The organism is uncultured Fretibacterium sp., assembly GCF_938040765.1.
Taxonomy (GTDB): Bacteria; Synergistota; Synergistia; order Synergistales; family Aminobacteriaceae; genus CAJPSE01.
In genome coordinates this window covers 1-1,503 of sequence record NZ_CALIAA010000259.1, presented here as the reverse complement: position 1 = coordinate 1,503, position 1,503 = coordinate 1, and the positions used below count along the sequence as shown (strand labels likewise).

Genomic DNA, 1,503 nt, shown 5'->3' with positions numbered 1-1,503 from the left:
CGTCGGGAAACTCAATAAAAAATACGCCGCAGCGACAGGGCTCCTGGAGGGAACTCCGATTGTCGCAGGCGGGATTGACGCCCCTGTAGCTCAATTCAGCTGCGGTGTCGTAAACGAAGGCGAGCACGTGGCCATGACAGGGACTTCCATCTGCTGGGGAACGGTTCACGATGGAAAATACCTTACCCCGGGCTTGATCAGCTTTCCCTATGTGGTCAATGACGAGTCGACAATCTATACCTTTGGAGGAGGAGCGACATCCGGTGCAATCATTCGCTGGTTCCGTGACGAGTTTGGGGCCTGCGAACGGGAGGTCCAGCGCTGTTCCGACATCTCCGCCTACTCCCTTTTGGAAAAGGAGGCGAAGAATGTCGCGGTCGGAAGCGATGGCCTGATCGTCCTCCCGTATTTTATGGGAGAGCGCTCCCCCATCTGGGATCCGGACGCACGAGGCACGGTGCTTGGACTTTCGTTACTGCACACTCGAGGCCATATTTACCGAGCCTGTATGGAGGGGGTCGCCCTTTCCCTGCGCCATAACATGGAGGAGGCGGTCAAGGCCGGCATCAAGCTGGATAAAGAGTGCTACATCGTAGGAGGCCCCGCCCGAAGCGACCTTTGGACCCAGATCTTTGCCGACGCCACCGGCTACGCCATGAAGCGCTTGAACCGTGACGTCGAGGCCACCTTAGGCGATGCGTTTCTGGCCGGGATGGGGGTAGGGGTGTTCAAAGATCCTTTGGAGATAAAAGGCTGGCTCGATTTCCGGGAGACCGTCAGGACCAATACCGAGAACAACGAACTTTACGGAAATCACTTCAGGCTTTACACCATGCTTTACGAGAGGACCAAGGACATCATGGCCGAGGTCGCACGGATGCAAACCGGCGCATGAGGACTGCCAGGACAATCAATAGCCATGTTTGAAGAACTGAGAGAAGAAGTTTTCCATGCGAACCTGAAACTTGTCGAGTATGGCCTGGTCATCCTGACGTGGGGGAACGTCAGCGGTATCGACCGCTCGAGAGGCGTCGTCGCCATCAAGCCCAGCGGCGTCTCCTACGCCGATTTGAAACCGGAAATGATTCCGGTCGTCGATCTCAAGGGAAGGGTTGTAGAGGGCTCTTTCAGGCCCTCCAGCGACACCGCGACGCATCTTGAGCTTTACAGGGCATTTGAGGATATCGGCGGGGTCGTTCATACCCATTCTCCCGTCGCTACGGCATGGGCACAAGGCCGGAAAGCCATACCTCCGCTGGGGACGACCCATGCGGATACCTTTTTTGGCCCGGTTCCCTGCACTCCCTTGTTGACCCCGGAGGAGATAGAGGGCGATTACGAAGGAAACACCGGAAAAGCGATCGTTCGTTCCTTTAAAGATAAGGAGTATCAGGCGACACCCGCTGTCCTGGTGGCTGCTCACGGCCCTTTTTCCTGGGGGAGGACACCTGCTGCGGCCGTGGAAAATGCCTGTATTCTGGAGGAGGTCGCCAAGATGGCATG

At 56.9% G+C, this 1,503-nt stretch carries 2 protein-coding genes; both read left to right on the top strand.

The features are described from left to right. The first annotated feature begins 133 nt into the window (after window positions 1–133). A complete protein-coding gene (locus tag Q0176_RS09005; RefSeq protein WP_299301804.1) occupies window positions 134–895 on the top strand; it encodes an FGGY-family carbohydrate kinase in 762 nt (253 codons plus the stop codon). 24 nt (window positions 896–919) lie between these two features. Beyond that, the coding region (araD, locus tag Q0176_RS09000) for an L-ribulose-5-phosphate 4-epimerase AraD (RefSeq protein WP_299301801.1) at window positions 920–1,503 on the top strand (584 nt) is incomplete at its 3' end.

What these genes read in the sequence shown, in the direction of transcription:
- Q0176_RS09005 (WP_299301804.1), top strand. Translation starts at nt 134, where the DNA reads ATGACAGGGACTTCCATCTGCTGGGGAACGGTTCACGATGGAAAATAC.